Below are 14,155 nucleotides of genomic sequence, written 5' to 3' on the forward strand. Positions count from 1 at the left end.
CAATCAAGCTAGATTTGCGATATCACTTTAGCAAAATGATGTGAAAACCCTATCTTCCGCCATATTTCCGCATTAGTGTTTCCCAGTGCTGCAGCACCAGCTGCATAAGCGCTTATCTCGCCATCACCCCAGCTAAATTGAGCACCGGAAAAATATCCTGACACCACCAAGGCTTGACACAAGGTGTGAAACTGCCGATTTCCATCCGGGTGGTACTGCGGCCCCTGTCCCTTTGCCAAATACCAGGCATCATCAAGCGTATAGCGCAGATTAGGGGCGGAGGCACGAGGAATCCCGCCTTCCGGCAAATCCGGGTGATTAATACTGTAGTCACCAAAAGCCGGCAGCCTGGTATAGTTAGACTGATTGATCACGCTTATCCAGTTAAACCAGTCATCCCTGCGAACAAATGTCACCTGATTGGCCTGCATCACCAGGGACAAGGCTGATGGAAATGCTGATGCTGCCAATGTAACCGTTCTAAAGCCATTCAGCTGGAACATGTTCATCAGACTTGATGTTCTCAAGTTGATGATGTGTGCAGACTGGCCAAAAACAGACCTCAAATCAAGTACCAGATCAATTGACCCGATGGGAAGTTCAAAGCTTTGCAAAAGCTGTTGAATCAGATGGGCACATTGGGCATCTTCATCGGTAACACGCAAGCAGCACCCCCGCCCCTGGGAGTGCGCCAGCGCATACATCTGATTTTTGAAAACCGCCGACATATCGTGATGAATCACCACGATGGCTTCTGGCACGCAAGAACCAACAACGCTGCATAGCTGTGCGCTAGTCAGGCAAGCCAGTGCTCCTTCCAAAAAGCTTAAATCCAGAAAGAAACTTCTGCCAACGCCCCATTTGTTTGCCACTTGCATTAGCCGGTCGCCAAGCGCATCTACTATGATTGTCGGATCGGTTTCACCTTCATCAATATTCAGCAATGCCTCCAGCAGTGGCGTCATCGAAGATTTTTCATGTAACGAGGTACCAACAAGAGCATCTAGCTCTCCTCGTTTCATTTTCAAGATGGGTACATAGTGTCGATGCGAGAACATTTCAACCCCCCAATTCAATAAAAAATAACGCTTGGCCATAAAAAATAAAGCACATAAAAAAACTAACCAATAATTGAAATAAATCAACACCAATCAGTACACATCACAAAAATATTGCGGTAATTTTTAACCATTAAATAAAAAACAACAATATGGCTGATCTTGTCGCTTCAGGCAGGAATAAGCACTTACAACTTGACCATGACAGACACTAGCAGCGCTGATCTGCCCAGCCAGGCCTAATTCCTGCTTGATCTGGCCATGAAGGCTGGATGGTGAAATCTGCCAGTTACTGAGAATGTTTCAGCAAACACCTGCCTGTTTGGCTCCATGGCGTGCCTGGCTAACGGTATATCCTTCCCCGGCACTGGAAGACAGCTGCTGAACCAGCCCCTTGCAAGAGAAACCTTGCAAACTGAGATACTGCTTTGCCGATCGCTCGGCCTCCAGATTCCAATCAATATTCAGGCTATCTACGGCAGCTGTGGCATCAGCAACCGTGTAACCATCTCCGGCATCTGAAGACAGTTGTTGAATCAGCCCCGCCCGAGAAAATCCTTGAAAGTTCAAGTATTGTTTGGCTGACCGGATAGCATTTTGCTGTGGCATAGTAAAGTCATGTATCACTTCTGCCTGACGGGAGGAAGGATTTGCTGCCGCCTCATTCAGCTCCATTGCTGCACCGGGAATTGGCGTTTCAGCAGAAACCGTATTTCCGATGTCATTGCCATTCGTCTTGCCATCATTTTTTTCTGGCCACATCAGCCCCAGTGCAAATAACACCACAATGATTCCACCTACCCACTTTATAATTTTCACCATTATAAAAAATTCCGCTCTCTGGAAATGAATAAATTAAAGTAGCTGAGTATAGGCAATATGCTCAATATAAATCACAAGTAAAAAGCCCAGCTGACAGCTGGGCTTTTTACTGCATGGTTATGATCGGAGCTTTACAACTTGGCATCGGTCAGTACCTGCCGGTCTGCCATGCAGGCCGGCGCATCAAGTCAAACCACTACCGATCAAACCACTACCGAAAACAGATGTCTGCACCTGCCAGTCATGCCCCAGGTCACTGGCTTCGATCGGGTCACGATCAATCCGCTGGTAGCCAGCTAGCCACCGCGATGGCTGCTGACATAACCCTATGCTCAATCTGGATATGTTGCTGTGCTAGACGATGGACTTTTGTCTATGCTCCTAATGTAAATGCACGGTCCCGGTAAACGGGTATATCGTTTCAATTCTGGTCGGAGCGTGTGACCTATGCGGCAATCAAGTTGGCCGGAGAATGATGATTTCGAACTACTGGTCACATCCTCTCCCACAGCATCCCAGCGCAGAGCCATGCTGTACCTGTTTGCCGGCTCGGCAGTGCTGTTCAGCGTGGCCGTTCCCTTTGCGCAGCTGGCGCTGGGCAAAGTATGGGCCTTCATCCCGATTTACCAGTCTGCACTGGTCGTCAACGATCTGATTACCGCCGTGCTGTTGTTCGGGCAGTTTTATATTCTGGGTTCGCGGGCGGTTCAGATGCTTGCCACTGCCTATCTGTTTACCGCCTGCATGGCGATAGCACATGCACTGACCTTTCCCGGCCTGTTTTCCACCAGCGGCCTGCTTGGCGCAGGACCACAATCCACTGCATGGCTGTATATGTTCTGGCATGGCGGTTTTCCCCTGCTGCTTGTCGCCTACATGCACCAGGCGAAAAAGACGTCTGCCACTCCAGGCGTAAAAGTAAAAGCGGCCCGAGAAATTGCCCTTGCCATCATGGCCGCACTCTGCCTGACCGTATTGTGTACCCTGCTGGCTACCCGCTTGCATGGCAACTTGCCAAGCATCATGCACGGCAATCACTACACCCCGACCATGCGCATGGTCGTGGGAAGCGTATGGGGGCTCAGCCTGCTGGCATTCCTGCAACTCTTGCGACGCAGCAAGCATACCGTGCTGGATTTGTGCCTGAGCATGGTGATGTTTTCCTGGCTCTGTGATATTGCCTTGTCCGCCATGCTGAATGCAGGCCGGTTTGATTTGGGATTTTATGTAGGCCGGATTTATGGTTTGCTGGCGGCTAGCTTTGTATTGATCATGTTGCTGATGGAAAACAGCTTGTTGTATGCACGGATGCTGAAAACGGCAACCATGTTGCGTGAGGCAAAACTGGTGGCAGAAGACGCGACACACGCCAAATCCATGTTTCTGGCCAATATGAGCCATGAAATCCGCACCCCGATGAATGCCATCATCGGCCTGTCCTACCTCGCGCTGAAAACCGCGCTGGCACCCCAACAGCGAAGTTATGTCAGCAAAATCCATAATGCCGGCACCTCGCTGCTGGGTGTGGTCAACGATATTCTCGATTTGTCCAAAGCAGAAGCAGACCGTATTGAGCTGGAGAATGTCAGTTTCTGCCTGGACGATATTCTCGACCATATCTCATTGCTGCTAGCCCAGAGTGCTGCCGACAAAAACTTGGAGCTGCTGTTCGAATACAACCAGACAGTGCCGCAAGGGCTGGTGGGAGACCCGCTAAGGCTAGGCCAGATCTTGACCAATCTGGTTGGTAATGCCATCAAGTTTACCGATAGCGGGCAAGTCAAAATCAGCATTGGCGTGCTGGAACAAGTGGGAGACAAGCTGAAAATACATTTTAGTGTTCGCGACACCGGCATCGGCATGGATGAGGCCCAGCGTGCCAACCTGTTCCAGCCCTTCCAGCAGGCTGATGGCTCCACCACCCGCAGGTATGGCGGTACCGGACTGGGCCTGGTGATTGCCAAACGACTCATCGAACTGATGGGTGGAGAAATTCAGCTTGAATCCCGCCCGGGTCACGGCAGCGCCTTTATGTTCAGCATCTGGCTAGGGATGAATGCACGGGCAATTAAATGCCTGCAGGATCTGCCAACCAGCCTGAAAGGCAAGCGGGTTCTGGTTGTAGACGATAACGCTTCTGCACGCGACATCCTGTCCGAGCAGTTACGGTCAATGGACTTTTCCGTCAGCGCCACCAACTCCGGCCACAATGCACTGGAATGCTTGCAGCAGGCCAGTACGGACCACCCGTTCGACATGGTTTTTATCGACTGGATGATGCCGGAAATGGACGGCATTGAAGTCAGCAGGATAATTCGTACCCGCTATCCTGAAATATGCATCGTGATGGTGACGGCATTTGGTCATCACGATATCCGTGCACAAGCCGAGGCCATCGGAATCCAGGCATTTCTGGTCAAGCCGGCAAACCAGTCGTCGCTGCTAAATGTCATGCTGCAGCTTGCCGGCATGGAAGCACGCCAGGATTTCAGCCAGAAAACCGCTGACGACCAGTTGCCCAGGCTAAATGGCATGCGGGTTCTGCTGGTTGAAGACAACAAGATCAACCAGCAGATTACGCTTGAGCTGCTGGACTGGGCTGGTGCCAGCACGACGCTGGCAGAAAACGGCCAGCAAGCGATAGATCTCTTGCAGCTACATGGCCCTTCCAGATTCGATATCGTGCTGATGGACGTACAGATGCCGGTTCTGGATGGCATGGAAGCCACGCGCCGTATCAAGCAAGACGCACGCTTCGAGCACCTGCCCATCATTGCCCTGACCGCTGATGCGGTAAACAGGGAAAGGGAGCACTGTGCCAGGGCCGGCATGGTGGACCACATCATCAAGCCCATCGACCCGCATCTGATGTTTGAAACCATGCTCCGCTGGGGGCAAGCTGCCATGAACGACACAAACGGCTTACCACTGACAATGGAAGTACTGGATAAACACGACACCATCCCGGGACTGGCTGAAGTCGCAGGCCTGGACCAGGCGCTGGGGTTGGTCCATGTCGCAGGCAACCAGGCCTTGTATCTTCATTTGTTGCAGCAGTTCATCGCCGAGGAATCCACTGCGGTAACAAGGCTGACCGCAGCACTGCAGCAGGGCGATGCAAGCACAGCCGGGCGCATCGTCCACAGCCTGAAAGGCATTGCCGGCAGCATCGGCTTGTCACGACTGCAGGCCGTGTGCATTGATTTGCAGGAAACAATCCGGCAGGGACAGGATGCAACTCCCCTGCTGTCGATACTGGATCAACAGCTGTCCGAAATCATCACCGCCATGCGCGCTTCCCTGCAGATGCAACAGCAAGCCACGCACACCACCACAAGCCGGCCTGAAACCATATTGCAGACACTGGCGGAACTGCTGGCTAGCGGTGACGGTGAAGCACTAAGCTATTTTCTGGAGATGGCAGTCTCCATCAGGAGCATACTGCCAAGCGATGACTTTAGCGCACTTGAACAGGCAATCCGTCAGTTCGACTTTCTTGTCGCCTTGCATATCGTGACCACGACTCAAGGCCATCTCGACCCAGGATGAGAGCGTTTCACCATGATTTCCATTGCTGAATCCATGGCCCGGCAAACCGTGCTGATTGTCGACGATACCCCGGAAAACCTTACCCTGCTTTACAGTCTGCTGAAAGACAAATACCGGGTATTGGTGGCAAACAGCGGCGAACGGGCCTTGCAATTGCTGGCAGCAGAGGCCCTGCCCGACCTGGTATTGCTGGATGTGCTGATGCCGGGAATCGGCGGCATTGAGGTATGCCAGCAATTGAAGAGCACCGCACGCACTGCGCACATTCCTGTCATTTTCCTGACCGCCATGGTTGAGCGTGAAGCAGAACAGGCTGGGTTTGACGCCGGTGCCGTGGATTACATCGTCAAGCCATTCTCACCACTGGTAGTGCTGGCTCGCGTCAGAACGCACCTGAAACTAAAGGCCGCAGCCGACTTCCTGCAGGACCAGGCCGCCTTTTTGCAGAAAGAGGTAGAAAAACGCACCCAGGAAGTCCAGGTCATTCAGGATGTCACCATCATGGCGATGGCCTCTCTGGCCGAAACCCGTGACCATGAAACGGGCAATCACATCCGCAGGACACAAAACTATGTCCGCATCCTGGCCCTGCAACTGCAATCGCACCCACGATTCCAGCATTTCCTGGACGAACAGACCATCGAATTGCTGTATAAATCCGCGCCCTTGCACGATATAGGCAAGGTAGGCATCCCGGATTACATCCTGCTAAAACCGGGCACCCTGACCGCAGAAGAGTTTGAAATCATGAAAACCCATACCATTCTGGGGCGGGATGCCATTGCTGTGGCTGAAAAGCTGCTTGATGCCCCCAGCAGTTTTTTGCGGCTGGCACGTGAAATTGCCAACTACCACCAGGAAAAGTGGGATGGCAGCGGCTACCCGGAAGGATTGGCTGGCGATGCCATTCCAATCTCAGCACGCCTGATGGCTGTTGCCGACGTTTATGATGCGCTGATCTCACGTCGCGTCTATAAACCGCCATTTCCGCACGCCACTGCCGTAGAGATGATTCAGGCAGGCCGTGGTCAGCACTTTGACCCGGACATCGTCGATGCCTTCTTGTATGTGGCAGATGACTTTCACCAGATTGCCTTGCAATTTGCAGATAAACACGAGCAAGACGAACAGGATTAAGCAGTATCTGCCATCCACAGCACGCAGGCATGTTTCTGCTGCCAACTCACCAGGCGTCACCACCAGCGCCAAGGCCGCAGACATAAGGGAGCAAATACTGCTCGCCATTCAGGAAGAACAAGACCGCATTGGATCTGGTGTTGGGATAAGCACCGATGGCATGCACATCCATACCTGACACCAACAGTCAGCCAGGGCCGCCACTTGCCGCCTGGAAGCCGGATGGTTCAATGCAGCATCACCTGCCGAAAAATCAGCCTTGCATCAAACAAAGCCGGTAAAGACATATTCTTGCAGGAAGTGTGCGCTATGCTTGAGACATTCATTTCAAGTGCATGTCTTCGGGAGATATTCATGACAAAACCAGCAGCACAACAGTCTTGGCTTATCGATTCTTTTGAGAATGCACAGCATTTTGGCAATATGCTGGAAAACATCTGCGACCCTTTCGGCATTGGCAAATCCGCCATACACACCCAGTTGGCCTGGCTATGCCACCCCGGCAAGCTCGCCGAGTCCAATGTGCAGCTGGCACAGAAGCTGTTTGACCTGCAACAGTATGCTGCCCGCCGCTACTGGGGAATGCAGGGGCCGGATGTAGAAGAAGCACATCCCGAAGACACCCGTTTTGTTGAGCCGGAATGGTCGGACAGTGTGTCTTTCGATATTGCCAAACAGTGGTATCTGATTCTCACCCATCACATTCAGGACATGCTGTACGAAACCCCAGGGCAGTCGGTACAGGCCAAGCGACAGACTGCTTTCTGGTGCCGTAACTGGCTGAATGCGCTCTCACCCAGCAATTTTTTCTGGACCAACCCGGTTGCCATGCGTCGGGCGGTGGAGAGTAATGGTGAAAGCATAAAGCGAGGCTGGCAGAACTTCCTGGAAGACGCCAAACTGGGCACGGTACGCATGAGCAGTACCGAGGAATTCAAAGTAGGGGAAAACCTGGGCACCACCCCAGGCAAGGTAGTCTTCCGCAATGAGCTGTTCGAGCTGATTCATTACACCCCTACCGCCAAGGCCGTACATCAGGTACCCGTGGTGATTGTGCCGCCCTGCATCAACAAGTTTTACGTACTGGACCTGACACCCAAAAAGAGCTTGATCCGCTATCTGCTGGAGCAAGGGCTGGATACCTACATCATCAGCTGGCGCAACCCCGGAGCCGAACAGGCCGGCACCACTTTTGACCAATATCTGCAAGAAGGGCTGGATCAAGCATTCCGGGTGGCACGCGAATTGTCCGCTCAGCCACAAGTCAATGCCGTCGGCTACTGCATAGGTGGAGCCATGCTGGCCACATGGCTGGCATGGAGCAGCCAGCAATACGCAGGCAGCGTCAACCCCGTAGCCAGCGCCACTTTTTTTGCCACCCTGGTGGACTACCACAGCCCTGGTGATATCGAAGTATTCATCGACCCGGCCACCCTGGATTGGCTGGATGGAAAAATGGCCGAAACCGGCTATCTAGATGGCAAGGACATGGCCATGTCCTTCCGTATGCTGCGCCCCAACAGCCTGATCTGGAATTACGTGGTACACGGCTGGCTGTATGGCGAGAAGTTGTCGGCCTTTGATGTGCTGTACTGGAATATGGATACAACCCGCATGCCGGCAGCCATGCACTCCTGGTATCTGCGCCAGTTTTACCTGCACAACAATCTGATCAAGCCCAATGCACTGAATGTTGCCGGGCATGACATCAATCTGGAAAACATCACACAGCCGGTATATGCCGTTGCCGCCGTGGATGACCATATCGCACCGTGGAAGCAGTCCTTCCGGCTCAATCACCTGTTAACCGGCGACAAGCGCTTTGTGCTGTCTACCTCTGGCCACATCCTGGGCATTGTCAACCCTCCGGTCAGCCCGCCCAAACGAGCATTCTGGGTGGGTCAGGCAGAACGCCACCAGAGTCCTGAACACTGGAAACAATCTGCCGAACACCACACTGGCAGCTGGTGGGAGGACTGGATGCAATGGCTGAAGCCACAATCGGGCGAACTGGCAAAGGCCCCTGCCGTCAGCAGCCGCCAGTACCCGGCACTGGCTGACGCGCCAGGTAGCTACGTGCTGGAGCCCTGAGCAAGCACCATTGCTCTCACCGCCGCTGCACTGCCTGAACCGGTAGCAAAGCTCATGCCGGCCATCACGGCCTTTGCTGCCGGGCCGGCACATTATCTTGCCATGGCGGCGGCACCAGTGCGTGTACGCTCCAGCAGGCCAGCACGCCCCACAATACCGCCAGTCCATTAGCCAGGGTAAACAGCACATGAAATACCTTGGGCGCAGCAAGCCAGCCTTCCAGATGATTTTCCCCCAGCAGCAATGACAAGCCACAGAGCAGCAAGGTGACATTGCGCTTGGTGTGCAGATCCGGCTGCCGGGCTGCCCAGCCGAAGATAAAGGCGATAAACAGGTCAAAAAAAGCAATTTCCCGCTGCCAGTGCAAAGACATGGCCCAGGTCGTACCCGCAGCAGTCCACCCAGGCAGGACAATATGAGACACGGCAGCACAGAGTGCAGTCACCGCCCACAGCCTCAGCAGAATGTCGAAGCGGGTGCACGCTGACGGGGTGGTTACCTTCATTTTCTGGATTGCCATCAACACGCGCTTTCTGCAGATGAAGTGTGGGTTGCCCTCCTTGCGGGGCAATGGACAACAGCTATTTCTTAACAATAGCTGGAACATGATAATACTTACATGTCATACTTGGCCATTACCAAGAAAATGCCATCATGAAATGTGCTGCCCTGTTCCTGCTCGCCACCCTCACCTGCCAAACACTGCTTGCCCAAACCCCGACCCAGGTCAACAACCAGCCGGTTGAAGCCCAGCTAATCGAACATGGCAGCTATACCAACAAGGATGGCAACAGCGTACACAGCCCTGCCCACAGCAAATCCGGACAAGCCCCGCGCGGTGCTACCGCAAAATGCCGCGATGGCAGCTACAGTTTCAGCCAACACCACCGCGGCACCTGCTCCCGCCATGGTGGGGTCAGCGAGTGGTTAAGCTAACAAGCCATGCCGGCTGCAAAAGCTTTTTCTGATCGGCAACAAGCCAATTAAATGCTGACACCGACCACGCTCCACAAGCGCTTCACAAATTGCCTCTCCAGTCCTGACATGGTTTAAACCTGCTACCACCCCCCGCCCCTGCGTTGCGCTGTCTTGCCAAACGACCGATACCATCTGCATGGCGCACCTTGGCCCGAGTCCTCTTCGAGCTTTGCTCAGCCGCTTTTAGAACACACCTACGTCTCACCCTCTCGACCGTCGGTGCTTTAACGCCCCATTTCACCGGTGAAAATACTTAGTTCACCCAGGTCAGGCTATTTCCCCACACAAAACGAGTGCCTGGCACTTATAAAGAAAACAAAAGATATAGCCGCCACAGAGGAGCACCCCTTATGGCTGCCCTGCCAAACAGACTGTTACCAGCACTGCTGCTGATGCCATGCCTTGCACACGCATCACAACCCGACAAGATCATCGATCTTGAATGTGACTACCTGCCTAACGTCTGCAACCAGCCAGGAGAGCCAACACCGGGCATGATGATTGAGATTGGCAGCGAAGCCATACGCCGGGCCGGCTTTATCCCGCGTACGAAAATTCGCCCGTGGAATCGCGCCATGCGCGAAGTCATTGACCGTCCCAATGCAGTCATCATCTACTTTGCCCGCACACCTGAACGAGAAGCATTATTCCGCTGGATTGCCGTCACCAACACCACGGATTTCAAATTCTTCACCAAAGACGGCACCGCGCCATACCACACAGTGCAACAGGCCGCTGCCGCTGGGCTGATTGGTGTTCGCAGCGGCTCCAGCATCATCAGTTGGCTGACCCAGCAAGGCATCACCCAGCAACAGCTGGAACAAAGCCAGCTTGCCGAAATGGCCAAAATGCTCAAAGCCGGGCGTATCGCCAGTTTCCTTGGCGCATCCATCACCTTCAAAACCATCTACCTGCAACAAACCGGAGCACTGCCGGTAGAAGGTGATGTGGTTTACAGCAGCCAAAGCTGGCTTGCATCCGGCCCGCGTTTTCCGGCAGAACACGCCGCCAAGATTGCTGCCGCGCTAAGCCGCATGAAACAGGATGGCATTGTCGAACAGCTCATGCGCAAATACGGCAGATAGCACAGCGTGGCCGATGCCAGCCACACATATCAAGCCGGCTCATGTGCACAATCACCGTCACAAGTGAATACCCTCCACACTGGTCATAAAAAATTCATCTTCATCAAAAATCAAGCCATTGCAAAGACGGGATAAGCTTGGCAGCAGCAAAATCACACACCCACACACCTTGCTCCATATCAAGATGAAATCCGATAGGAAAAACGATACCGTCAGCAACAAGCCGCAAGTATTTCATAAAACACTGATTAATATACACATGGCAAATCCAGCGCTGCGCATTGCACAAGCAGACATGGCTTGAATTACAATTTTCACCAAGCTCGCCATTTAATATATCCTTACAAAAATTGACATCGCCACATTCAGCGATTGCAAACCAGCCCTCACAGTAAATTTTGCTGGCCCGGTGTCAATACGCCCAGCTACCTGCATAGCCGAGCCGATGTATTTTGCATAAAACATGGCAAAGCCAGATACCTTGCCACACAGACAATAATTCAGATGGGAGAGCGCTTTTGAAAGTACTGCTGATATGCCCCTACCTTGATGACCCCAACATCAAGCGTAACGACTTTCTTCCGTCTGCGGCCCTGCTAAGCCTGGCATCGGTACTGCGTGCAGCCGGACATGAACCGGTATTGCTGGATCTCAACAGCAAACGGACTCACCAGCAGCCCGAACCGACCCGCTACTGTCATGAGCGCATCATCCAGACAATCAGGCAGGAGAGGCCTGGCTTTGTCGGCATCTCTTTTTTGTTTTCCGGCTTCATGCAAACCGCAATGGACTATGCCCGGACAGTCAAGCAGACCGATCCCAGCCTGAAAATCATGACTGGTGGCATTCACGCCACTACCTATCCCAAGGAAATCCTCAGCTTCTGCCATGACTTCGACTACATCGCACTAGGCGAAGGTGAACCGCAAATGGTGGAAATGGCCAAGCGTATTGCCAGCGGTACGCTGGGAAATTTGCGCGAGATAAAATCATTTGCTTTCCGGGATCAGGATGGTGCGGTGCATGTAAACCAGGAGCGGGAATGGATCAACTACGAAGACCTCCCCATGCAGGCCTGGGACATGGTGGATTTCACCGAATTTGAAATGGACCTTGGCAACTACTCCAATTTCAAGAACCATGACATCAAGAATGTGGTACCCGTCATTTCAGAACGGGGCTGTCCATTCAAGTGTACCTTCTGCGACATGTACATCGTGCAGGGAAGAAAGTTAAGACGCCGTTCACCGCAGCGATTTGTTGATGAGCTGGAGTTTCTTGTCAATGAAAAAGGGCAGCGCTTCTTTACCTTCATGGATGACAACCTGACCGTAGACAATAAACATATTCTGGGCATCTGTAATGAAATCCTCCGCCGCGGGCTGGACATCCAGTTCACTACCGCCGGAGGATTGGGTATGAACAGCCTGAAAACAGAAGTAATCGACGCCATGGTTGCTGCCGGAATGACATCTGCACTGTTGGCACCCGAACACGGTTCAGAATATATCCGCAATACGGTTATCAAGAAGGGACTGAAGCGGGATACCATTTATCAGGTAGTGGAAGACCTGAAAAAACATCGCGTCAGCCTGGCGGGAAACTGGATCATGGGATTTCCCGAAGACACCAACGAGACGCTGCAAGAAACCATGGACATGATTGATGAACTGCAGCTGGATCGAAACTGGGTTGGTGCACTCATTCCCTTTCCCGGAACACCAATATTCGATCAGTGCGTTCGGGATAATCTGTTTATTGATGGCATTGACACCAGCAATTTATGGCGCGAACCCGTACGCGCCCATCAGGAAGGCTGTGTCATCAAACCCTATAATATGACACTGAAAGATCTATTCAACTGGCGCCGCCAGTTTATTGACATCCGCTTCAAATACATGCGCCAGCTGTAAAACGGGCAGAGTATCTGCCGCCGCTGGCGGCAGATTTTCATCTGAATACTTCCGAGCTTCAACTCCACTGTCGGAAATCTTTTCCACAATATATCCCGGCCTGCCTTGCAATGACTACATCACTCGCACTGGCCGCACTTGGCCGGCCATGTCGGGATTTACCAGCAACGCGATGACAGCGCCGGTACGGTCCAGATCAAAAGCGACCCCATATGCCATGGGGCTTGCATGAACACCATCGCCCAGCCTGAGCTGCTCCACCTCCATGCGCGTCACTGGCAGTGTCAGGTCGACACAAGGTGCTGCGCATGCCAGAACCATGCGGTATTGCCCCGCCCCCTGATAGGCAATGTCCTTCACCCGATAATGTGCAGCATAGTATGCATTGCCACCACCCATGCTTGAGGTGTAGATACTCAACCCAGACGCATCAATGGAAAACATGCTGCTATCGCCAAGAAATGTCGATGCGCACAGCAATGGGCTGGCAGCCAGCAGTGCCAAAGCCAATAAACCGGTACAAATCGGATTTTGCTTCATGTATCCGCCCACGCAGTGATGAATGCACCATACTAGCGTCACTGCTCAGGCATTTTTAATTACTTGCACAATTTTACGTGCCAGCGCTAGCTGCCGCTGGCGGCAAACGATGGTAACTTTAACTGTATAAAAAAGCAGGCTTTACAATCAATGTTGCCATCCATTTTCCAGCAACAATCAAACCACCATCTATGCGATAGCAGTTTTCAGATGAAGACTAGAAACCGTAAACAATGATCAGCCTGAGAACAGGCCCGTAATTGTATTTATTCACATCACTTCCCAGCTTCTGCTTTTAAATAGTTGCATTACTCTGGATATCTGCACATGCCAAAACACTGATCCAGGCACCACAGCTGGCTGCCTGATCAATGCTGGGCGAACCAGTAAAGTCACCCCTGCATTCCAGGAAAATCCCAAGCCTTTCTTGCTGGATACCGGATTATCTCCGCCAACGTCCAGGCAAGGAGCTATCTTATTATAATAAATAGCGCCATGCAGATTAAGCACATCAGTGGTGGAACAGATTATGCCATTCAATATAACCGTACCACTCATCCCGTCGAAAGTTGCATTAGCATCTGCCTTGTGGCCGTTATACAGAACATCTGCACTCAAGCGAAAGCTACCGCCCTACGAATAATAATCCGCACACATTTCCGCATTAAATAATTTGAAACGGTAATCGTAGTTGATACTACCTGATTTTCTATTATTAATAGAATAATCAGCACCATAAAAGCCAGCACGTACTTTGTTGGAGTCTTTAACGAGAAGATGTGACAATTCCAGACCAAAACCCTGAGTTCCGACTTTGGCAGCAACACCCAATCAAGATCCATGGCATGCTGTTTGCAGCCGCCAAAGTGCCGGTCACAAATAATAACGCCTTCGCAGATTGATGTATTTTCACTTGATATTTCATTGCTTCCGCCCTGTCTGACCAAGCCTGCCGATGCCAGACCAGGCATCCCGCCCTATC

At 52.3% G+C, this 14,155-nt stretch carries 12 protein-coding genes; 6 read left to right on the forward strand and 6 right to left on the reverse strand.

The annotated features are described in order from the left end of the window. Window positions 1–8: 8 nt before the first annotated feature. Window positions 9–1,148 carry a beta family protein gene (locus GSR16_RS11025; protein WP_240902666.1) on the reverse strand — a complete coding sequence of 380 codons (1,140 nt, stop codon included), beginning with the start codon at window positions 1,146–1,148 and terminating at the stop codon, window positions 9–11. Between the two features lie 213 nt (window positions 1,149–1,361). After that, the gene (locus GSR16_RS11030) at window positions 1,362–1,880 is read right to left on the reverse strand and encodes an Ltp family lipoprotein (RefSeq protein WP_159877336.1); all 519 of its coding nucleotides are present in this window, start codon (window positions 1,878–1,880) and stop codon (window positions 1,362–1,364) included. A 528-nt stretch (window positions 1,881–2,408) separates the two neighbouring features. Here GSR16_RS11030 and GSR16_RS11035 point away from each other — a divergent pair. The 3 genes from GSR16_RS11035 (at window position 2,409) to GSR16_RS11045 (ending at window position 8,657) form a co-directional block, all read left to right on the forward strand. Next, window positions 2,409–5,429 carry a response regulator gene (locus tag GSR16_RS11035; RefSeq protein ID WP_159877338.1) on the forward strand — a complete coding sequence of 1,007 codons (3,021 nt, stop codon included), beginning with the start codon at window positions 2,409–2,411 and terminating at the stop codon, window positions 5,427–5,429. A gap of 12 nt (window positions 5,430–5,441) precedes the next feature. Further along, complete coding sequence (locus tag GSR16_RS11040; protein WP_159877340.1) at window positions 5,442–6,566, forward strand: response regulator; 1,125 nt, start codon at window positions 5,442–5,444, stop codon at window positions 6,564–6,566. A gap of 354 nt (window positions 6,567–6,920) precedes the next feature. Next, window positions 6,921–8,657, forward strand: coding sequence for a PHA/PHB synthase family protein (locus GSR16_RS11045; RefSeq protein WP_240902462.1), 1,737 nt, complete (start codon window positions 6,921–6,923; stop codon window positions 8,655–8,657). Between the two features lie 64 nt (window positions 8,658–8,721). Here GSR16_RS11045 and GSR16_RS11050 read toward each other — a convergent pair whose 3' ends face one another. Then, window positions 8,722–9,030 carry a hypothetical protein gene (locus GSR16_RS11050; protein ID WP_159877342.1) on the reverse strand — a complete coding sequence of 103 codons (309 nt, stop codon included), beginning with the start codon at window positions 9,028–9,030 and terminating at the stop codon, window positions 8,722–8,724. A gap of 281 nt (window positions 9,031–9,311) precedes the next feature. Here GSR16_RS11050 and GSR16_RS11055 point away from each other — a divergent pair, with 281 nt between their 5' ends. The 3 genes from GSR16_RS11055 to GSR16_RS11065 all read left to right on the forward strand — a co-directional run bounded on the left by GSR16_RS11055 (window position 9,312) and on the right by GSR16_RS11065 (window position 12,633). Continuing rightward, window positions 9,312–9,593, forward strand: coding sequence for a DUF3761 domain-containing protein (locus GSR16_RS11055; protein ID WP_159877344.1), 282 nt, complete (start codon window positions 9,312–9,314; stop codon window positions 9,591–9,593). A 536-nt stretch (window positions 9,594–10,129) separates the two neighbouring features. After that, entirely contained in the window at window positions 10,130–10,720 is a 591-nt protein-coding gene (locus GSR16_RS11060; RefSeq protein WP_240902463.1) for a substrate-binding periplasmic protein, read from the forward strand. Window positions 10,721–11,238: 518 nt separating this feature from the next. Then, a complete protein-coding gene (locus GSR16_RS11065; RefSeq protein ID WP_159877348.1) occupies window positions 11,239–12,633 on the forward strand; it encodes a B12-binding domain-containing radical SAM protein in 1,395 nt (464 codons plus the stop codon). 114 nt (window positions 12,634–12,747) lie between these two features. On the opposite strand, the gene GSR16_RS11070 is transcribed toward GSR16_RS11065, so the two are convergent. The 3 genes from GSR16_RS11070 to GSR16_RS11080 all read right to left on the reverse strand — a co-directional run bounded on the left by GSR16_RS11070 (window position 12,748) and on the right by GSR16_RS11080 (window position 14,144). Then, on the reverse strand, window positions 12,748–13,077 hold the full coding sequence (locus tag GSR16_RS11070; protein WP_159877350.1) for a hypothetical protein: 330 nt from the start codon (window positions 13,075–13,077) through the stop codon (window positions 12,748–12,750). A gap of 366 nt (window positions 13,078–13,443) precedes the next feature. After that, window positions 13,444–13,791 carry a hypothetical protein gene (locus tag GSR16_RS11075; RefSeq protein ID WP_159877352.1) on the reverse strand — a complete coding sequence of 116 codons (348 nt, stop codon included), beginning with the start codon at window positions 13,789–13,791 and terminating at the stop codon, window positions 13,444–13,446. Beyond that, window positions 13,788–14,144: a hypothetical protein gene (locus tag GSR16_RS11080; protein WP_159877354.1), complete on the reverse strand. Its 357-nt coding sequence runs from the start codon at window positions 14,142–14,144 to the stop codon at window positions 13,788–13,790. Before GSR16_RS11080 ends, GSR16_RS11075 begins: the two co-directional genes overlap by 4 nt. Between the last annotated feature and the right edge of the window lie 11 nt (window positions 14,145–14,155).

The organism is Aquitalea denitrificans, assembly GCF_009856625.1.
GTDB lineage: Bacteria > Pseudomonadota > Gammaproteobacteria > Burkholderiales > Chromobacteriaceae > Aquitalea > Aquitalea denitrificans.

What these genes read in the sequence shown, in the direction of transcription:
- GSR16_RS11030 (WP_159877336.1), bottom strand. Translation starts at nt 1,880, where the DNA reads ATGGTGAAAATTATAAAGTGGGTAGGTGGAATCATTGTGGTGTTATTT.
- GSR16_RS11035 (WP_159877338.1), top strand. Translation starts at nt 2,409, where the DNA reads ATGCTGTACCTGTTTGCCGGCTCGGCAGTGCTGTTCAGCGTGGCCGTT.
- GSR16_RS11040 (WP_159877340.1), top strand. Translation starts at nt 5,442, where the DNA reads ATGATTTCCATTGCTGAATCCATGGCCCGGCAAACCGTGCTGATTGTC.
- GSR16_RS11045 (WP_240902462.1), top strand. Translation starts at nt 6,921, where the DNA reads ATGACAAAACCAGCAGCACAACAGTCTTGGCTTATCGATTCTTTTGAG.
- GSR16_RS11050 (WP_159877342.1), bottom strand. Translation starts at nt 9,030, where the DNA reads ATGTCTTTGCACTGGCAGCGGGAAATTGCTTTTTTTGACCTGTTTATC.
- GSR16_RS11055 (WP_159877344.1), top strand. Translation starts at nt 9,312, where the DNA reads ATGAAATGTGCTGCCCTGTTCCTGCTCGCCACCCTCACCTGCCAAACA.
- GSR16_RS11060 (WP_240902463.1), top strand. Translation starts at nt 10,130, where the DNA reads ATGATGATTGAGATTGGCAGCGAAGCCATACGCCGGGCCGGCTTTATC.
- GSR16_RS11070 (WP_159877350.1), bottom strand. Translation starts at nt 13,077, where the DNA reads ATGTTTTCCATTGATGCGTCTGGGTTGAGTATCTACACCTCAAGCATG.
- GSR16_RS11080 (WP_159877354.1), bottom strand. Translation starts at nt 14,144, where the DNA reads ATGCCTGGTCTGGCATCGGCAGGCTTGGTCAGACAGGGCGGAAGCAAT.